This window comes from Aestuariibaculum sp. YM273 (assembly GCF_030908365.1).
In the GTDB taxonomy this organism is placed as follows: domain Bacteria; phylum Bacteroidota; class Bacteroidia; order Flavobacteriales; family Flavobacteriaceae; genus Aestuariibaculum; species Aestuariibaculum marinum.
Map to the genome: position 1 here is coordinate 2,937,255 of NZ_CP133090.1, position 17,052 is coordinate 2,954,306.

Below are 17,052 nucleotides of genomic sequence, written 5' to 3' on the forward strand. Positions count from 1 at the left end.
CTGTTGTTTTTCTATATAGTTGCTTGATTACTATTAATTTTATTACATTAGTAAGTAAAGCATTGTATTTTGATACCAACTAAATCTCTACCGCAATTTTTTATAATGTTTATGTGCTTTGTATTAACAGCACAAGAGCATCCACCTATTCAAATTTATACGCCAACCGATTATGGAGCAGAGAATCAAAACTGGTCTATTTCTCAATCTCAAGATAAATATATTTATGTAGCCAATAATAAAGGGCTTCTTGAATTTAACGGTGCGAAATGGACGGTTTACGAATCTCCAAATAAAACTATTGTAAGGTCGGTTAAGGTAATTGATGATTATATCTATACAGGGAGCTACAGAGAGTTTGGTTATTGGAATAGGTCTGAAAAGGGTGTATTAGAATACACCTCATTAGCTTCACAGCTTAAAATTGATTTTTTAGAAGACGAAGAGGTTTGGAATATTCTGGACGTGGAAGATTTTATTTTATTTCAAACGTTAAAAAGAATTTATGTTTTCAATAAAACAAAGAATTCAGTAAACATTATCGAATCAAATTCAGGAATTTATAAAATTTTCAAGATTAAGGAAGGGGTTTATTTTCAAAAGCCTAAAGAGGGTGTTTTCGAAATTGTAAATGGCCAGGCAAAACTAGTCACATCAGACAATATTTTAAAAAATAATCTTTTGGTTAATATTTTCAACCATCAAAATAAAACCCTCTTTCAAACAGAGGATAAAGGCTTTTTTGAGCTGAAAGGTAATGATTTAATTCAATGGGAAATTCCTGCTAATAAAACGCTTTTAAACGATAGAATTTATAGCAGTATTAAGCTAGAGGATGATAGTTTTATTTTGGGTAGTATTTCTAACGGAATTATCCATATTACAGCTTCTGGAGAGATTAATTATCAAATCAATCAGAATAACGGTTTAAGTAATAATACGGTGTTATCAGTTTTTGAGGATGTTGACAATAACATTTGGTTGGGACTTGAAAACGGAATTAATTGTGTCAATATTAAATCACCTTTTAGAATCTATAATGACGAAAAAGGTGAGATTGGTTCGGTAAACACTTCCATTGTCTATGGAGACAAGTTGTATATCGGGACTAATCAAGGCTTGTTTTATAAAGAATTTAAAAGTAATCATAACTTCCAGTTTATTGCTGGTACGCAAGGTGCCGTTTGGTGCTTAAAAAATATAGATAACACTTTGTTTTGCGGTCATAATTCAGGGACATTCATTATTCAAGACGACAGAGCAACTTTAATAGCCGATGTTTTAGGAACCTGGGATATTAAGTCTGTTAAAAATCATGAGAACTTGCTTATTCAAGGTAATTATAGTGGTTTAAATATTTTAGAGAAAAAGAATGACTCATGGTTATGGCGAAATACTATTGAAAATTTTGATATTTCCAGTCGGTATTTTGAAATGATAAATACATCAGAACTTTTTGTAAGCCATGAATACAAGGGGGTTTTTAAAGTTAAGTTAGATCAAGATTACAACAAGGTAATAAATGTGGAGCAAGATCGCTCGGTGGATAAAGATGTGAAGACGAGTCTTATAAAATTTGGAGGAGATATACTTTATACACAAAGTAAAGGTGTTTTTAAGTATGATTTAAAAACAGAGAAATTTTTAAAGGACACAATAAAGAGTAAATTGTTTCATGCTGAAGATTATACCTCGGGAAAACTGGTTTATACGAAGCAAACTAATAAGCTTTGGGGGTTTTCACAACAAGGGCTCAGTTATTTATCTCCTGGAAAACTAAGTAATACATTGGATTTGCATACCATTGCGTTACCTGGTTATGTAAGAAATGATGTTTCTGGCTATGAAAATATAACTTATCTGGAAAATAATAAATACCTGTATGGTACCACTACTGGATACATTGTAATAGATTTAAATGTCTTACAAAACAAACCCCATAAAGTTCATTTAAATTTAGTATCTAATAGAAATCTTAAGGGCAGTCAAGAGAATGTTTTTGTTAAGGTAAATGAAGTAGGGCAGTTTAAAAACAACGATAATAATTTAGAGTTTCATTTTAGTGTTCCTGTATATGAAAAATTTTCAGCACCAGAATACCAATATAAGCTCGAAGGTATTTATGATGATTGGAGTCAATGGTCCACTAAATCGGAAGTGTTTTTTGAAAACTTACCATTCGGCGATTATAAATTTTCTGTAAGGTCGCGGTTAGGTAACGAAATTTCAGAGAATATAGAAGGTTATAGTTTTTCTATTGCAAGACCTTGGTATTTGTCGAATACTGCTATTATAGGGTATATGATTGCTGTGGCGTTATTTTCAATATTTATGCATCATGCCTACAAGCGTTACTATAAAAGGCAACGTGAAAAACTCCTTTATAAAACACAGCGTGAATTAGAACTCAAAGAATTAGAGAACAAAGAGCAAATCATGCGTCATAATAATGAAAAGCTTAAGCAGGATATAGAAAGTAAAAACAGGGAGTTGAGTTTGTCTACCATGAATTTAATTAAGAAGAATGAGTTTTTAAATAATCTTAAAAAGGAGCTGAAAAAGATTCCGGACGACAAGAATTTAAACAATGTAGTTAAAATCATTGATAAAAATCTTAATAATACTGATGACTGGCAAACGTTTGAAGAAGCCTTTAATAATGCAGATAAAGATTTTCTTAAAAAGATAAAAACATTACATCCGTCGCTAACCTCAAACGACTTACGTTTATGTACGTATTTGAGGTTGAATTTATCCTCAAAGGAAATAGCTCCTCTATTAAATATATCTCCAAGAAGTGTAGAAGTTAAACGTTACCGATTACGAAAAAAAATTGATTTACCTCACGATGCGAGCTTAACAGATTATATTTTGAAAATATAACGACACAACATTTAACTTTTTCACCTATACAACACCACAACATTTGCTGATTTTATAGATATTAAGTAAATTCTATAGCTTTTATAAATTCTTAATAAAACCAAGTAATATTGATGTTTTGTTAGTTTTTATTGTTCATTATTATGATGTATGTTTTTTGTAGTGGTAAAAAATTAGAATACATCAATATGTAAATATAATTTTATGGAAACTAAAATAAACTAAATTCACATGAGACATTATCTCTTTAAGATTTTAACATTATTCTTTGTTTCCTATGCTAGTGCTCAAAGCATTGAAATAAAAGGTAATGTGAAAGATGGTTCCGGTGTGCCTATTCCCGGAGTTAACATCTTGCAAAAGAATACAGCAAATGGAACAGTTTCTGATTTTGATGGAAACTTTACCATTTCTAATATTGAAATAGGATCAACACTAACCTTAAGTTATATAGGTTTTATAACTCAGGATGTTGTTGTTGAAAATGATGCCTTTTTAGAAATTCAATTACAGGAAGACCTCGCCAAATTAGACGAAGTGGTGGTTATTGGATATGGTACACAAACTAAAAAGGAAATTACTGGTGCCGTAAGTGTATTGGGAGCAGAAACTATTGAAGAGTTGAAGCCAACTCGAATAGAACAAGCACTTCAAGGTCAGGTTGCCGGGGTTAATATTACTTCACAGTCGGGATCACCAGGGGCCGGAGCGACCATCAACATTCGTGGGGTCTCTACAAATGGAGATAGCAGACCATTAATATTAGTAGATGGTAATGTTATAGAAGACCTTAGTGTTATTAACCCGAACGATATTGAAAGTATAAACATCCTTAAAGACGCGACTGCTGGTATTTATGGGGTTAGAGCGGCTAACGGTGTTATTTTAATTAAAACTAAAACGGGACGAAAGGAAATGCCGCTTCAGGTTGAGTATAATGCTTATGGAGGGTTTCAACAAACCACTAGAAAAATTCCTGTTTTAAATGCTACAGAGTATGCATTAATAGTTAATGAAGCGCATGCAGCTGGTGGAAGTGCAATTCCGTTTCCGGATGTTTCTAATTTGGGGTCAGGAACCGATTGGCAGGACAAAGTATTTAAAAATGCTTTTATAACTAATCATAACATTTTGTTTAAAGGCGGAACAAAAAACTCTTATTATTCTTATAGTGGATCGTTTTTAACGCAGGATGGTATTGTTGGAGGTTCGAGATCAAACTTTACACGTTTTACAAATAATATTAGTTATAATGTTGATTTTCTGAAGAATTTCAAATTTACTTCAGGATTGATGCTTATAAGAACTAATAAGCGGAACCTACCTGAGAATTCTAATTCTTCCGTATTATTTAATGCCTTAAATATGGCGCCTACATTTTCGGTTAGAGATGAAGACGGTGATTATACTTTGGCTGAAGGATTGGGAGGAGAAGTTATAAACCCGCTGGCTCAAATAGATGATACTTTCGATAGAGGGAAAGTATTAAAGCTTAGTGGTAATGCCGGTTTATCATATAATTTTTTAGACCATTTTACGGCTCAAACCAATATTCAGTGGAATTATTCCGAAGTAAGTTCTAATATCTTTAATCCGGTCGCTTATTTCGGTAGTGGTAAAAACAGTAATGTAGATAGAAGCTCCATTGTAACAACTTTAGATCATTATAGAGATTATACGTTTGATGCTTTTGTTAAGTATCAGAATAACATTAATGAAACGCATAATATCAATGTACTGTTAGGAACTTCGGTATTTAAAACTACTGGTGAGTTTTCAGGACTTACAGGGTATGATGTAACGATTGCGAACCCTTCTCTGGATGTGGCTTCCGATATAGAAGATCGCTACGAAGCGCAAGGTAGAAACCCAAGATTCGATTCTAGACTACTGTCTTATTTTACAAGGTTACAATACGATTATAAAGGAAAGTATTTGTTTTCGGCAGTTTTGCGCCGTGACGGTTCAACAAAATTTGGCCCCGAAAATAAATTCGGATTTTTCCCTTCAGGATCAATAGGTTGGGTGACCTCAGATGAGCCATTTCTTTCAGATAGTAAGTTTTTCGATTTGCTAAAATTCAGAGCTTCATACGGTATTTTAGGTAACGACAGAATTCCAGATTATCGCTTTGTGTCACTTTTAAATGGGGAAGGAACTTATATATTTAACGACCAGGAAGTGTTCGGTGTGGCTAGTGGAGCTATTTCAAACCCAGGAATTAAATGGGAAAAGCAAAAAACCTTAGATATTGGTGTCGATATGCGCTTTGCAGATAATAAAATTGATATCACAGCCGATTATTTTAAGAAACGTACCGAAGATTTACTCGTCATCCCACAGGTGTCAGGATTGTTAGGAACAGGTGGAGCACCAGTTATTAATGGTGGAATAATCGAAAATTCAGGATTTGAATTTGCCATAGGGTATTCCGATAACTTTAGCGATGATTTTAAATTAAGTGTTAAGTATAATTTAACGGCACTAAAAAATGAAGTGATATCTGTAAATACCGATGGTGATTTCTTAACAGGAGGTTCCTTTGGTATTGGTCAGCCAACTCCTTCAAGAATGGAAGCAGGGTATCCAATTGGATATTTCAGAGGCTATAAAACGGATGGTATTTTCCAAAACGCAGAAGAAGTAGCCAATTATCCAACAATCGATAATCGTGTACAACCGGGTGATTTAAAATTTGTAGATATTAATAATGATGGTGTTATTGATGATGCCGATAAGACCAATATTGGCGACCCGATTCCAGATGCAAATATGGGACTTAATTTGTCGATAGATTTCAAAAACTTTGATTTTTCAGCTTACGCTTTTGCTTCGTTAGGAAATGAAATTGTTAGAAATTTTGAGCGTAATCAGGCTTTAACCAATAAAACGGTGTATTATCTGGACCGCTGGACAGGCGAAGGCTCTACTAATTCAACGCCGAGAGTCACTACAGGAGCGACATCAAATATATTATTTTCAGATTTTTATGTGGAAGACGGTTCATTTGTAAGACTGCAAAATATACAATTGGGTTACACCTTTGGAGATAAAGTTTTTGGCGGTTCCGAAATAAATAAACTTCGCTTGTATGTGTCTGCAAATAACTTATTTACATTGACTAAATACTCGGGTTACGACCCAACGGCATCTAGTGGTGCTCCTATTGGCGGAGGAATCGATCAAGGGTTCTATCCAAGTGCGAGAACCTATTTATTCGGTGTTAACTTAAAATTCTAATCTCATCATGAAAAATATAAAACTAAATATAATCTTGTTGATGGCGCTAATAGCATGGTCGTGTAGTGATGACTTTGTGGATGTGGCTTCGCAGGATACAAACTCGGAGGACTTTTTTAATTCTGAAAAAGATTATCAGGATGCTTTGGTTGCTGCTTACGATTATTTGCAGGCTACAGCTAGAAATGTTCAGTTAGGAGAAATAGCTTCAGATAATACGTTGTGTGGAGGTGAAAGTGCTACAGATGTTATCGGCTTTCAGGAAATAGACGATATGATTCATACGCCAATTAATGCCAATTTAAGAGAAATCTGGACTTGGATGTATACCGGGGTGAATCGTGCCAATTATATAATGGAATTTCAGGATAAATATGATTTTCCAAGTAAAACCAGCGTTATTGCTCAAACTCGATTTTTAAGAGCCTATTACTATTTCGAGCTCGTAAAATGGTTTGGAGATGTGCCTTTAGCCATCGATAAACGTATTCAGTTTGGAGAACAATTTGATATTGATCGTGCCCCGGCATCTGATGTTTATGCATTAATTGAGCAGGATTTAATCTTTGCAGCTGGTAATTTACCATATACACAAAGTCAAACAGGGCGAGTAACGAAAGGCGCAGCTCAGGCATTATTAGGTAAGGCATATTTGTATCAAAATAAGTTTTCTGAAGCAGCAACGGTTTTAGAAGATTTAATAAATAACGGACCGCATAGATTACTATCTTCCGAAGAAGCGCCGTTAATGTTTGAAAATGAATATGAAAATAACATTGAATCGGTATTTGAAATTCAATACTCAGATGTCGATGGTGGTAGTTATGATTGTTTCCAATGTTTGGAAGGAAATTATGCTGTTGGATTTAATGGTGTAAGAAGTTATGATGGACCGCTTTACGACTTTGGATATAGTTTTAATGTGCCAACTCAAGAGGTTGTCGATGCTTTCGAAGAAGGAGATATCCGATTAGGGTATTCTATTTTAGATATCGAATCCTGGGCAGAAGAAACAGGAGCAACTTACGCAACAGGTTACGAGCATACGGGATATTTCAATTTAAAATATATCGCCAGAAAGGGAGATTTAAATCAGCCTGATGCCGCTTTAACCAATCCTAATAATTACAGATCCATTCGTTTTGCTGATGTTTTACTTATGGCTGCTGAAGCTTTAAACAGAGGAAGCATTAGTGATACGCGTGCAGCCGAATATTTAAACATGGTGAGAACCAGAGCGACATTGGCTCCTGTAAATGTATCAGGGTCTAATTTAACCAATGCCATTTACAAAGAACGTCGTGTAGAATTGGTGGGAGAAGGGCATCGTTTCTTCGATTTAGTAAGAACAGGACGAGCAGCTCAGGAAATTGATGGTTTTGTTTCTGGTAAGCATGAGCTATTTCCAATACCCGTTGAAGAGATTGAATTATCTGGAGGCAGATGGAACCAAAACCCAGGATACTAAAAAACGACATTATGAAAACAGTAAAATATATATACAGTTTATGTCTAATGCTACTAATAGTTTTTAATTGTAGCGACGACGAAAACTTCGAGTATTTAGACGATATCGTGGCGCCTTCGGGTGTTACAGCAACCTTTCTTCCGGTCTTAGATGAAGCTAACGGAGATCTAGGATTGATAACTATTACACCAAATGCAGTAGGAGCATCATCCTATAATATCGATTTTGGTGATGGTACTTCAGAAAAAGCTAAGGTGATGCAGGGGGAAAGTGTAGTCCATAAATATGCTGAAAAACCTGAAGGTGAATTTTATACAGTAACAATTGAAGCTGTAGGGTTATCAGGATTAAAAACTACGGCAACCGAAAATCTGGAAGTTGTATTTAAAGCTCCTGAATTGAGTTGTGATATTGTTAATGGTTCAGATATTAAAATCTCAAATAATGAAGCCATTTCGAAACAAGTTGATGTTCAGGTGAGCGCAAAATACGGATTGAGTTATGAAGTGTATTTTGGAGAGGACGGAAATGATGAGCCGATGGCGGCGAATATCGGTGACCCGGTATCTTATATTTATCAGGAACCCGGAACTTATAGTATTAAAATTGTTGTTATGAGTGCGTCATCACAAACAACAGAATGTACTTTTGATTTTGAGGTTACCGAAATCTTACAGCCTATAGAATCTGCTCCTTCACCACCAAATAGAGATGAGCAGGATGTGATTTCTATTTACAGTGCTAAATATAACGATGTGGCAGGGACTAATTATTTTCCAGATTGGGGACAAGCTGGTCAGGGAAGTGGCTGGGCAACTTTCGATTTAAACGGCGATGAAATGTTACAATACATTAATCTAAGTTATCAGGGAATTGCCTTGGCCGACGGAACAACGGTTGATGTTTCAGGAATGAAATACTTACACCTTGATGTTTGGACGGCTTCAGAAGGCTTAAAAATAGAGACCTCTTTAATCAATAATGCTTCCGGAACAGTAACAGAAAAACCAGTTTGGCGCGATTTAACCTCAGGAGAATGGACTAGTTTGGATATTCCAATTTCAGAATTCACAGATCAAGGACTTACAGTAACTGAAATTTTCCAAATGAAGTTTGTTGGAGAACCGTGGGCAGCAGGCACAGTGTTTATTGATAATATCTATTTCTATAAACCCTCAACGGTAGCAGAAACGCCGGAATATAATGCGCTAACACCAACTCAAAATGCTTCAAATGTGGTGTCTATCTACAGTGATGCCTACACTAGCGTTGGTATAAGTGAGTTAAATCCGAATTGGGGACAAACCACGACCTTAACAGAAGTGAACCTTAACGGAAATAATATTTGGTTGTATGAAGCATTAAATTATACGGGCATCGTTACCGATTATGGTAATCCAACCAATCTGGCAAGCATGGATTATGTGCATTTCGATTATTTTACGCCTGATGCAGAAGCTTTAGGATTAAAATTAGTAAATACTGTAGTGAATCAGGAAGATATTGTATTCGTTGATGAAATTGTACGTGGCACCTGGGTAAGTGTGACTATTCCAATGTCTGAATTTAATATAGATCCTTCGGCCGTAACACAACTGTTATTTGATACCGCAGGTGGAAGTGCTAAGGTATATATAGATAACCTTTATTTTTATTCAGATAGTTCTACGCAGCCGGAGGTAACAGCCCCTGTGCCTACAATTGCTCAGGCCGATGTGATTTCAATTTACAGCGATGCATATACAGGCGTAACTTTAAATGAAGTAAACCCGGATTGGGGGCAAACAACGAGCTTGTCAGATTTTAGTGTAAATGGAGATAATATCTGGTTGTATCAATCATTAAATTACTCAGGAATTGTAACCGATTATGGTAATCCTACCGATTTAACGGGGGTAAAATACCTGCATTTTGATTATTATACACCCGATGCCACAACTTTAGGGTTTAAAATTGTAAATACAGCTTTAGACCAGGTTATGGAGGACATTGTATTTCTACCTAAAATTATTACCGGAACATGGGTTAGTGTAACCATTCCGTTATCAAAATATAATCTTGATTTTTCAAATATTACCCAATTAATATGGGATACATCAGGAGGCAGTGCAACAGTGTATGTAGACAATATTTATTTCCATAATTAAGAATAAAAAAACAGAACAATGAAAACATTAAAATATATATTAATTCCATTTTGTGCAGTTTTATTCTTTATGGTGAGCTGTCAGGATGAAGATTTGGATATTGGTGATATTACGACCCCAACAAACATTCAAATAAATGTCGAGATTATTGGAGTAGATGCTAATAATCCTAACGGAGACGGTACAGGCTTCGTAAAATTTTCAGCTGAAGCCGATAACGCGATTACCTATATCTACAATTTTGGCGATGATACCGACAATGTAGTTTCAACAGGAGAGACGATGCATCGTTTCACTCAGGTAGGCGTCAATTCGTATACTGTTACAGTAATTGCCTCAGGGACTGGAGGAGCTCAAAGCTCCAAGTCTATGGTTGTTGAAGTTTATAGTTCCTTTGAAGATCAGGAAGCGAAAGACTTCTTAAGCGGTGGTCCAGGAACGAGCAAGACTTGGTATTGGGCAGCAGATAAACCTGTAAATATTGGGTTAGGTCCTGATGAAGTATCAAGTAGCGGAGAACACAGATTCCCGGCTTGGTTCCAGTCTAACGCATGGCATTCAGATAAATTGTGTATGTACGATGCCGAGATGGTGTTTACACAGTCTGCAGATGGAGCTTTAACATATGAACAAACGGTTGGCAATGCTTACATTCCTGGTACTTATGCTGGTAATTTAGGGGTTGATGGTGATACGTGTCATGGGGCAGATGTCGTACCATCCTTAGTCGGCGTTAAAAATGTACAGTTGGTGCCTTCAACGTCTATAGCAACTATAGATCAGAATGACCCTGATAATGAACCTTATCGCGGTACGACCATTAATTTTTCAGGTGGTGGTTTTATGAGTTGGTATGTAGGAAGCAGTAGTTTCGAAATTATAGAAATTACAGATAGTACTTTAGAAGTTCGAGTAACCGAACCCGGTTATGCTTGGTATTGTGTATTTCAAACAGAAAAACCGGTTCAACCATAATCTGATTTAGCTAATGAGGGAGGTTAAGCCATTAATCTTCCTCATATAAAAATTTCAAACTTTAAATAATGATAAAGAAGATGCTTTATGTTTTAAATATAGGCTTGTGGTTGTTATTGTCTTGTTCAGGTGGTAGCGACGATGTAAGTCCACCAGAAACCCCCGAAGATATTTTACCTACAAATATAACTCTAGATGTTGACCTTCAGGGAGCTGATACGAATAACCCAAATGGTGATGGTTCTGGTTATATAACGGTTACAATTAATGCTGATAATGCTAATTCGTATGGTTATAAACTAGAATCAGAACCAGAAGTTAAAAACACAACTGGTGTTTTTGAATATACGTTTACAGAGGATGGTACTCATGAGTATGTTATTACGGCTTTTGCGTATTCAAGTACAGGAAATGAGATTAGTACTTTTAAAAAGGTAACAGTTTATGTGGCTTCAAACGATTTACAGTTGGTTTGGTCTGATGAATTTGAAACCGATGGTGCTCCTGATAGCTCAAAATGGGGGTACGATATAGGTAATGGTTGTCCCGATATTTGTGGCTGGGGTAATGGCGAAAAACAGTATTACACCAATCGTTCAGATAATGTGAAGGTAGAAAATGGAATGTTGAAAATCATTGCTAAAAAAGAAAACTACCAAGGATCTGAGTATACTTCAGCTAGATTATTAACTAAAGATAAATATGAATTCACTTATGGTCGTGTAGACGTAAGAGCTAAGTTACCTAGCGGACAGGGTACATGGCCTGCCATCTGGATGCTAGGAGCCAACATTGATGAGGTTGGTTGGCCTGAGTGCGGTGAAATAGATATTATGGAACACTGGGGGCATAATGCAACCGTTGTTTCCAGTGCTACTCATACGTTGGCCTGTTCTGGAGGTTGTGAAAACACCAAAGTTGGTGAGACTGTTGTAACCGATTATGCGTTAGAATTTCATGTGTATTCATTGGTTTGGAATGAAGATGAACTACAGTTTTTAATTGATGGTGATTTAAAATATACTTACAATCCTGCTACTAAAAATGTGACTACCTGGCCGTATGATAAACCACAGTTTTTGATTTTAAATGTAGCACTGGGCGGAAGTTGGTTTACTATAGATCCGAACTTTTCAGAAGTTGTAATGGAAATTGATTATGTAAAAGTATACCAATAGTATGAAGACAAATCACATATATATTATTTTGATTCTGCTTGTCATTTTCAATAGTTCTTGTAAAGAAAATGAAACAGGTTATACCAGAGATAATACAAATAGTATTGAACAGAACGTATCCGATTTACTTTCCAAAATGACATTGGAAGAAAAAATCGGTCAGATGAATCAATACAACGGATTTTGGGATGTAACAGGGCCTACACCATCTTCAGGAGATGCCGCCAAAAAGTACGAGCATTTAAAGAAAGGTTACGTAGGTTCAATGCTAAATGTACGAGGCGTTGAAGAGGTTAAAGCGGTTCAAAAAATAGCGGTCGAAGAAACCCGTTTAGGTATTCCGTTAATTATTGGGTTCGATGTTATTCATGGCTACGAAACCTTGAGCCCCATACCATTGGCTGAAGCTGCCAGTTGGGATTTAGAAGCCATTAAAAAATCTGCTGAGGTAGCAGCTAAAGAGGCAGCCGCAGCAGGAATTAACTGGACCTTTGCACCAATGGTCGATATTTCCAGAGATGCCCGTTGGGGTCGTGTTATGGAAGGAGCAGGAGAAGATCCGTTTTTGGGGAGTAAAATAGCCGTAGCTCGAGTAGAAGGATTTCAAGGTGAAGATCTATCGTCGCCCGAAACCATTGCTGCTTGTGCTAAGCATTGGGCAGGTTATGGTTTTGCCGAATCAGGAAGAGATTATAATACAGTTGATGTAGGGACCTCTACTTTAAATAATAGCATATTTCCACCGTTTAAAGCCGCTGCTGATGCGGGCGTAAAGACTTTCATGAACTCCTTTAACGAGTTAAACGGTATTCCAGCAACAGGAAACACCTTTTTACAAAGGGATATTTTAAAAGGACAATGGAATTATGAAGGTTTTGTCGTTTCCGATTGGGGATCTATTAACGAAATGATGGCGCATGGTTTTGCAGAAGATAAAAAAGCTGCCGCAAAATTGGCAGTAACCGCTGGGTCTGATATGGATATGGAATCGTACGCCTATGTTGATGAATTAGCAAACCTTGTGAGAGAAGGACATGTAGATGAAGCTTTAATTGACGATGCGGTAAAGCGCATTTTAAGAGTAAAGTTTGAATTGGGACTGTTTGAAGATCCTTTTAAGTATTGCGACAGCGAAACCGAGAAGAAAGTGATCGGTAGTAAAGAAATTAATGATGCTGTTTTAGATGTGGCTAAGAAATCAATTGTGCTTTTAAAGAATGAAAATCAGTTATTACCATTAAAGAAAAGTGGTCAGAATATAGCTTTAATAGGAGCTTTGGCAGCTGATAAAACAAGTCCATTAGGTAGTTGGCGTATTGCAGCTAAAGACAGTACTGCAGTATCTGTTTTAGAAGGGATGCAGCAGTATTCAGAAAATAGGTTGACTTATGCTAAAGGAGCTGATTTAACTTACGGAGAAACGACTTTCGCTAAAGAGTTAGATATTAATATTTCAGATAAAAGTGAGTTTTCAGAAGCTGTTTCAATAGCTAAAAATGCAGATGTTGTGGTCATGGTTTTAGGAGAACATGGTTTTCAAAGTGGTGAGGCGAGAAGTAGAGTTAATTTGGATTTACCAGGAGTGCAACAGGAGCTATTAGAAGCTGTTTTTGCGGTAAACCAAAATATTGTTTTGGTGTTAAACAATGGCAGACCATTAACTATAACCTGGGCCGATGAGCATATTCCAGCCATAGTGGAAGCATGGCAATTAGGAACGCAAAGCGGTCATGCTATAGCGCAGGTTTTGTATGGGGATTATAATCCGAGTGGAAAGTTACCGATGACATTTCCAAGAAGCGTAGGGCAGGTACCTATTTATTATAATTATAAAAATACCGGAAGGCCAGTTATTCCGGCTCCAAATGAAGTGTTTTGGTCACATTATACAGATGAAAGCAACAAACCATTATATCCATTTGGGCATGGATTAAGTTATACGTCCTTCGAGTATTCTAATCTTCAGATAAGTAAATTAAATAATGATGAGGTTAAAGTTAAGGTGGATGTGAAAAATATTGGTGATGTTCAAGGTAAGGAAGTGGTTCAGTTGTATGTCCGAGATTTAGTGGGAAGTATTACAAGGCCGGTAAAAGAGTTAAAAGGATTCGAATTAATAGCTTTAAATCCTGATGAGAAAAAAAAGGTAAGCTTTGTTCTGACTAAAAATGAATTAGGTTTCTTTAATAATTCAGGAGTATTTGTTTTCGAGTCAGGTGACTTTAAAGTTTTTGTTGGTGGAAGTTCTGAAACTGTTTTGGAGCAGAATGTTAAACTTTGAGTCTAGTTTAGTTGGTAAAAAGCCTTTCAGTTTAAATGAAAGGCTTTTTTATTTTAAAAAACACTAATCTTCTAACGTGTTTAATATTTGAGCAAAATTGGCTTTTGTTGTTAAAACCTTGTTGGTGACTTCTATGTTTTTTAATTCGGTTTCAATCAGCTTCGCTTCCCGGTAATTAATTAAAAATAAAGAACCTTCACCAAGTTCAAATTTTTTCTCCTCGGCTACAACCAGTTTTTTGTAGTCGTTTACCAGATTTTGTACAATGTCACTTTGCTTTTCATAGGAGTCGATTTCTTGTTGAACCGCATTTATTTTATTAAGTAAACTAACTTTAGTTGACGATAAATTGAAATCAATATCTTGTAATTTCAGTTTAGTTAATTTTAAATCTGCACGAGCTTTTCTTAAAAACAGGGGCATACTAATATTTAATCCGGCTTTGTAGTTTTTCGTGTTTAGTGTGTTCAGGTTTTCATAATCACTGGTTAGAAAATTGTACTGAACATCTATTTTAGGTAACAGGTTATTGTTGTTTAATCGCTTTTCTAAAACTAATTGTTGTCTTTGTAAGGATAGCGATTGAATTTTTGGGTGATTCTCTAAAAGTTCATCATTAATTTCCAGAATGCTACTATTTAAAACCCGATCTGCAACAAAAGACGAATTCACATCAGGAATTAAACTATAATCCAACTCCACAGGGGTATTATCTTCCAACCATAAATAATTCGATAATTCCAATTGCGATTTAATGTATTTTATTCTAGATTTCTCAACATCTAACGCTCTGTTTTTGTAATTAATGCTCGCTTCTAAAGTATCTACTGCAGGTTTATCTCCAGCTTCAAAACTAGATTTTACCTGACGTAAACGCACATCGGCATTGTTTTGATAATCGTTATAAACCTTGTATTCTTGATAGCTTTTTAGCCAGTTAAAATAGGTCTCTATGGCTTTATAAAGGACGTCGTTTACCGCAAGACTTTGCTTATTTAAACTTATATCTTTATAAAGTTTAGCTTGTTTTAAAGTAGCCATGCGCTCATTAGCTAAAAAGCCTTTTGCTAAAGACATGGAAACTCCTGCACTATACAAGCCATCTTCAGGAACTGTAGATTCAGGATTTAAATAATATCCTTCATTATTTTCATAATTTGCTTTTAGTTCAATACCGTACCATGTTGGAATTTTAAAAGCGGCATTTAATTTATCGTAATATTCAGTTCCTGTAAACTTCTTTTTATTGTAATCGACTTCTATTTTAGGGTCGAAGGCACCACGAGCTTTAAGAAGTTTTATTTCTCCTTCTGAAGCAATAAGGCGTGCTTGCTTTACAATGGGGTGATATTGTTTTACATAACCTAAATATTCCTCAAGAGTAAAAATACTATCAGATACCGATTGTGCTTGTGTATTAAAATTGAAACACAAAATAAACAGTAATAGTGTTGTTAATTTAAGTTTTGTAAAATGCATATGATTTAAAACCATTATGTATAATTGAATGATTTGTCTTATTACTTTTCTTTACTTTTTTCAGAAGTATCTGCGTTATCCGGAACATAGAAGTTAGGAGGGAAGCTGTTGATCTGCCTCCATATCTCAAACCAAATAGGGACATCTTCTAAAAGCGCTATGGTTTTTGCTCCAGAGCCAACACGAAGGGCTTCAGGCCATGGTCCGTACTCAGGATCTCTGGTAATTAAAACACGATACTGACCATTTTTACTGGCAAAATTTTCAATAGCTACAATGATTGCACCGTAGGTTCCATACGATACATTTGGCCATCCACTAAAGACAATAGCAGGCCAGCCTTCGAATTCTACCTGAACGTGTTCACCTTTATGAAGAAGCGGTAAATCAATAGGTCTTACCCACATTTCAACAGCCAATTCGTAATTAGCCGGCATAATACCTACTAAAGGTTCTCCTTCTTTAAAAGTCTCTCCAATACCGGATTTAATAGCCTTATTAATGTATCCGTCTTGCGGAGAAGTGATGTATAATAAGCTGTTTCGCTTTTCATAGTTTGCTAAACTGTTCTCTAGCTTAGAGACTTGTGCCTCTGTATCTAATGCACTAGATTCAGCTGAATACAAATCGCTTTGCGCTTTCGAAAGTTTATCACCGTAAGTTGCCTTGATGGTTGAAATGTTTAATTTAGCATTTATCACTTCATTTTTAGAGGCTAGCCATTTGTTTTCCTGAGATACATATTTAGCATTCGCTTCCTGTAATTTGTTTCGGTATTCTTCAACATCTTTAACCGCTTTAAGCCCTTGTTCTTGTAATGATACCGTACGAGCAAACTGGGTTTCGGCAATTTTAGCTTTCGTTTTAGCTGCTTCTAAATCTATACTATCCGATTCTACTTTTAATTTAGATTGCAGGTACTTGTTTTTTGCCTGTTCTATTTTAAGTTGTTGTTCCTGTTGTAAGGCAGCGTATTGATTTTTTAAAGCTTGAACTTTAGAGCGATAGGCTGTAACCGAAGCTGATTTCGCTTTTATTTGATCGCCAGTGCGCTCGGTAAGTAAGTCGTCGAAATATTCGCTTTTAATTTCTGAAATTTTAAGAATGGTATCGCCTTTTTTTACAAAATCACCTTCCTGAACAAACCAACGATCAATGCGCCCCGGAATAGGAGACTGCAAGGTTTGCGGACGTTGGTTTGGTTTTAAAGTGGTTACCAATCCTTTACTAGTTACATTTTGTGTCCATGGTAAAAACAAGATAATGATTACCAATATACTACTAACTAAAAGCACACGTCTAAATAAATTATGCTGATTGGTATGTTGTGTAGCTTTTCCTGATTTAAACTTGTTTAAATCCAGGAGTTCTGAAACTTTATTATTAGATATATTTAGCATG

General features: G+C 35.8%; 9 protein-coding genes. 7 read left to right on the top strand and 2 right to left on the bottom strand.

Annotated elements, in window-relative coordinates; translation table 11 throughout:
* The first annotated feature begins 111 nt into the window (after positions 1–111).
* The 7 genes from RBH94_RS12700 to bglX all read left to right on the top strand — a co-directional run bounded on the left by RBH94_RS12700 (position 112) and on the right by bglX (position 14,172).
* Entirely contained in the window at positions 112–2,883 is a 2,772-nt protein-coding gene (locus RBH94_RS12700) for a triple tyrosine motif-containing protein (protein WP_307881237.1), read from the top strand.
* A gap of 231 nt (positions 2,884–3,114) precedes the next feature.
* Positions 3,115–6,123, top strand: a complete 3,009-nt coding sequence (locus tag RBH94_RS12705; protein WP_307881238.1) for a TonB-dependent receptor — start codon at positions 3,115–3,117, stop codon at positions 6,121–6,123.
* A gap of 7 nt (positions 6,124–6,130) precedes the next feature.
* A complete protein-coding gene (locus RBH94_RS12710; protein ID WP_307881239.1) occupies positions 6,131–7,591 on the top strand; it encodes a RagB/SusD family nutrient uptake outer membrane protein in 1,461 nt (486 codons plus the stop codon).
* 11 nt (positions 7,592–7,602) lie between these two features.
* Positions 7,603–9,738 carry a hypothetical protein gene (locus tag RBH94_RS12715; protein WP_307881240.1) on the top strand — a complete coding sequence of 712 codons (2,136 nt, stop codon included), beginning with the start codon at positions 7,603–7,605 and terminating at the stop codon, positions 9,736–9,738.
* A gap of 18 nt (positions 9,739–9,756) precedes the next feature.
* On the top strand, positions 9,757–10,713 hold the full coding sequence (locus RBH94_RS12720; RefSeq protein ID WP_307881241.1) for a hypothetical protein: 957 nt from the start codon (positions 9,757–9,759) through the stop codon (positions 10,711–10,713).
* A 68-nt stretch (positions 10,714–10,781) separates the two neighbouring features.
* The gene (locus RBH94_RS12725) at positions 10,782–11,891 is read left to right on the top strand and encodes a glycoside hydrolase family 16 protein (protein ID WP_307881242.1); all 1,110 of its coding nucleotides are present in this window, start codon (positions 10,782–10,784) and stop codon (positions 11,889–11,891) included.
* 1 nt (position 11,892) lies between these two features.
* On the top strand, positions 11,893–14,172 hold the full coding sequence (gene bglX, locus RBH94_RS12730) for a beta-glucosidase BglX (RefSeq protein ID WP_307881243.1): 2,280 nt from the start codon (positions 11,893–11,895) through the stop codon (positions 14,170–14,172).
* Positions 14,173–14,235: 63 nt separating this feature from the next.
* On the opposite strand, the gene RBH94_RS12735 is transcribed toward bglX, so the two are convergent.
* A complete protein-coding gene (locus RBH94_RS12735; protein WP_307881244.1) occupies positions 14,236–15,651 on the bottom strand; it encodes a TolC family protein in 1,416 nt (471 codons plus the stop codon).
* 41 nt (positions 15,652–15,692) lie between these two features.
* Positions 15,693–17,051, bottom strand: coding sequence for an HlyD family secretion protein (locus RBH94_RS12740; protein WP_307881245.1), 1,359 nt, complete (start codon positions 17,049–17,051; stop codon positions 15,693–15,695).
* Position 17,052 lies beyond the last annotated feature (1 nt).

Excerpts from the sequence above, each read along its gene's own strand:
- bglX (WP_307881243.1), top strand. The coding sequence starts at position 11,893 with ATGAAGACAAATCACATATATATTATTTTGATTCTGCTTGTCATTTTC.
- RBH94_RS12715 (WP_307881240.1), top strand. The coding sequence starts at position 7,603 with ATGAAAACAGTAAAATATATATACAGTTTATGTCTAATGCTACTAATA.
- RBH94_RS12735 (WP_307881244.1), bottom strand. The coding sequence starts at position 15,651 with ATGCATTTTACAAAACTTAAATTAACAACACTATTACTGTTTATTTTG.
- RBH94_RS12720 (WP_307881241.1), top strand. The coding sequence starts at position 9,757 with ATGAAAACATTAAAATATATATTAATTCCATTTTGTGCAGTTTTATTC.
- RBH94_RS12705 (WP_307881238.1), top strand. The coding sequence starts at position 3,115 with ATGAGACATTATCTCTTTAAGATTTTAACATTATTCTTTGTTTCCTAT.
- RBH94_RS12725 (WP_307881242.1), top strand. The coding sequence starts at position 10,782 with ATGATAAAGAAGATGCTTTATGTTTTAAATATAGGCTTGTGGTTGTTA.
- RBH94_RS12700 (WP_307881237.1), top strand. The coding sequence starts at position 112 with ATGTGCTTTGTATTAACAGCACAAGAGCATCCACCTATTCAAATTTAT.
- RBH94_RS12710 (WP_307881239.1), top strand. The coding sequence starts at position 6,131 with ATGAAAAATATAAAACTAAATATAATCTTGTTGATGGCGCTAATAGCA.
- RBH94_RS12740 (WP_307881245.1), bottom strand. The coding sequence starts at position 17,051 with ATGCTAAATATATCTAATAATAAAGTTTCAGAACTCCTGGATTTAAAC.